This is a genomic window from Pantoea stewartii subsp. stewartii, from assembly GCF_008801695.1.
Lineage (GTDB): Bacteria > Pseudomonadota > Gammaproteobacteria > Enterobacterales > Enterobacteriaceae > Pantoea > Pantoea stewartii.
Window position 1 is genome coordinate 1 of record NZ_VZPF01000178.1, and the last position, 1,990, is coordinate 1,990.

Below are 1,990 nucleotides of genomic sequence, written 5' to 3' on the forward strand. Positions count from 1 at the left end.
TCCGGACGCAAAAAAATATCAAGTCTTAAGAGTGAACACGTATTGAAATTCATTACGACGTTTTCCTTGAGCATCGCTGCACTGGTTGCAGCAAATCAAACTTTAAATTGAAGAGTTTGATCATGGCTCAGATTGAACGCTGGCGGCAGGCCTAACACATGCAAGTCGGACGGTAGCACAGAGGAGCTTGCTCCTCGGGTGACGAGTGGCGGACGGGTGAGTAATGTCTGGGAAACTGCCCGATGGAGGGGGATAACTACTGGAAACGGTAGCTAATACCGCATAACGTCGCAAGACCAAAGTGGGGGACCTCCGGGCCTCACACCATCGGATGTGCCCAGATGGGATTAGCTAGTAGGCGGGGTAACGGCCCACCTAGGCGACGATCCCTAGCTGGTCTGAGAGGATGACCAGCCACACTGGAACTGAGACACGGTCCAGACTCCTACGGGAGGCAGCAGTGGGGAATATTGCACAATGGGCGCAAGCCTGATGCAGCCATGCCGCGTGTATGAAGAAGGCCTTCGGGTTGTAAAGTACTTTCAGCGGGGAGGAAGGTGGTGAGGTTAATAACCTCATCAATTGACGTTACCCGCAGAAGAAGCACCGGCTAACTCCGTGCCAGCAGCCGCGGTAATACGGAGGGTGCAAGCGTTAATCGGAATTACTGGGCGTAAAGCGCACGCAGGCGGTCTGTTAAGTCAGATGTGAAATCCCCGGGCTTAACCTGGGAACTGCATTTGAAACTGGCAGGCTTGAGTCTCGTAGAGGGGGGTAGAATTCCAGGTGTAGCGGTGAAATGCGTAGAGATCTGGAGGAATACCGGTGGCGAAGGCGGCCCCCTGGACGAAGACTGACGCTCAGGTGCGAAAGCGTGGGGAGCAAACAGGATTAGATACCCTGGTAGTCCACGCCGTAAACGATGTCGACTTGGAGGTTGTTCCCTTGAGGAGTGGCTTCCGGAGCTAACGCGTTAAGTCGACCGCCTGGGGAGTACGGCCGCAAGGTTAAAACTCAAATGAATTGACGGGGGCCCGCACAAGCGGTGGAGCATGTGGTTTAATTCGATGCAACGCGAAGAACCTTACCTACTCTTGACATCCAGCGAACTTGGCAGAGATGCCTTGGTGCCTTCGGGAACGCTGAGACAGGTGCTGCATGGCTGTCGTCAGCTCGTGTTGTGAAATGTTGGGTTAAGTCCCGCAACGAGCGCAACCCTTATCCTTTGTTGCCAGCGATTCGGTCGGGAACTCAAAGGAGACTGCCGGTGATAAACCGGAGGAAGGTGGGGATGACGTCAAGTCATCATGGCCCTTACGAGTAGGGCTACACACGTGCTACAATGGCGCATACAAAGAGAAGCGACCTCGCGAGAGCAAGCGGACCTCATAAAGTGCGTCGTAGTCCGGATCGGAGTCTGCAACTCGACTCCGTGAAGTCGGAATCGCTAGTAATCGTGGATCAGAATGCCACGGTGAATACGTTCCCGGGCCTTGTACACACCGCCCGTCACACCATGGGAGTGGGTTGCAAAAGAAGTAGGTAGCTTAACCTCCGGGAGGGCGCTTACCACTTTGTGATTCATGACTGGGGTGAAGTCGTAACAAGGTAACCGTAGGGGAACCTGCGGTTGGATCACCTCCTTACCTGAAGATACCTTCGTGCGCAGTGCTCACACAGATTGTCTGATAGAAAGCTGAAGAAGCAAGACGGCTGCGAAGCCGAGACACACGTACGTGTCCCCTTCGTCTAGCGGTTAGGACTCCGCCCTTTCACGGCGGCAACAGGGGTTCGAATCCCCTAGGGGACGCCACTTGCTTGGTGACAGGTGAAAGGTGTCTCCACGAAGTATCTCAAAACTGGCCTCAGGGTCACGTTTGAGATATTTGCTCTTTAACAATCCGGAACAAGCTGAAAATTTGAAACGACGCACGTCGTGTTCCTCCGTAATAAGGAACACAGCACGATGCGTTCGGGTCTCTCAAAAGCT

At 53.9% G+C, this 1,990-nt stretch carries 1 tRNA gene and 1 rRNA gene; both read left to right on the top strand.

The features are described from left to right. The first annotated feature begins 104 nt into the window (after nt 1-104). Nucleotides 105-1,646, top strand: a 16S ribosomal RNA gene (locus F7Q90_RS25405). Between the two features lie 92 nt (nt 1,647-1,738). Further along, nucleotides 1,739-1,813: transfer RNA gene (locus tag F7Q90_RS25410), tRNA-Glu, on the top strand. Nucleotides 1,814-1,990 lie beyond the last annotated feature (177 nt).